Raw genomic sequence first — 1326 nt, forward strand, 5'->3', positions numbered from 1 at the left:
ACCGGCACAGTGGCGACGGCGCTCACCGGCGCCGGGGCGGGAGCCGGGGCCGGCGCCTCCAGGATGGCGTGGGCGTTGGTGCCGCTGGCGCCGAACGCCGAGATCCCCGCCCGGCGCGGACGCCCGGTTTCCGGCCACGGCCGCGGTTCCCGCAGCAGCTCGACCGCGCCCGCCGACCAGTCGACGTGGGACGACGGCGCGTCGACGTGCAGCGTCTTCGGCAGTACGCCGTGCCGCATGGCCAGGACCATCTTGATCACCGCGCCTACCCCGGCCGCGGCCTGGGTGTGCCCGATGTTGGACTTGAGCGAGCCCAGCCACAGCGGCCGCTCGCGGTCCTGCCCGTACGTGGCCAGCAGGGCCTGCGCCTCGATCGGGTCGCCGAGCCGGGTGCCGGTGCCGTGCGCCTCGACGGCGTCCACTTCGGACGGTGCGAGCCCCGCCGACGCGAGGGCCCGGCGGATGACCCGCTGCTGCGACGGCCCACTCGGGGCGGTCAGCCCGTTGGACGCGCCGTCGGAGTTGACCGCGCTGCCGCGGACGACCGCCAGCACCTCGTGGCCGTGGCGGGTGGCGTCGGACAGCCGCTCCAGCACGAGCATCCCGACACCCTCGGCCCAGCCGGTGCCGTCGGCCGCCTCGGCGAAGGCCTTGCAGCGGCCGTCCGGCGACAGCGCGCCCATCTCGCCGAACTCGACGAACCCGGTGGGCCGCGACATCACCATCGCGCCGCCGGCCAGCGCCAGCGAGCACTCCCCGCCACGCAGGGCCTGTGCCGCCAGGTGCAGCGCGACCAGCGACGACGAGCAGGCCGTGTCGACGGTGACCGCCGGGCCCTCCAGGCCGAACGTGTAGGACAGCCGCCCCGACAGCAGGCTGCCCGCCTGCGCCGTCGACTGGTGCCCCGGCGAGTCCGACGGCGGCACGTAGTCGCCGCTCCCGCCCCCGACGAACACACCGGTGTCGCCGCCGCGGAGCCCCACCGGGTCGATCCCGGCGCGCTCCAGCACCTCCCAGGCCACTTCGAGGACGAGCCGCTGCTGCGGGTCCATCACGATCGCCTCGCGCGGCGCGATGCCGAAGAAGCCGGGGTCGAAATCGGCCACGTCGTAGAGGAAGCCGCCTTCGCGGGCGACCGTGCTGCCGCGGCCACCGCCGGTGAGGGCGGCGAGGTCCCAGCCCCGGTCCGCCGGGAAGCCGCCCACCGCGTCGACCTCGCCGGTGAGCAGCGTCCAGAGGTCCTCCGGCGACCGGACGCCGCCGGGGTAGCGGCAGGCCATGCCGACGATGACGACCGGGTCGTCGCCGGCCGGGGCCGCGGTGGCC

1 protein-coding gene is annotated in these 1326 nt (G+C 76.3%); it reads right to left on the reverse strand.

The features are described 5' to 3' along the window. The coding region (locus G3I65_RS52060; RefSeq protein ID WP_160703465.1) for a type I polyketide synthase at window positions 1-1326 on the reverse strand (1326 nt) is incomplete at both ends.

Source organism: Amycolatopsis sp. SID8362 (assembly GCF_010550475.1).
GTDB classification, from domain to species: Bacteria; Actinomycetota; Actinomycetes; order Mycobacteriales; family Pseudonocardiaceae; genus Amycolatopsis; species Amycolatopsis eburnea.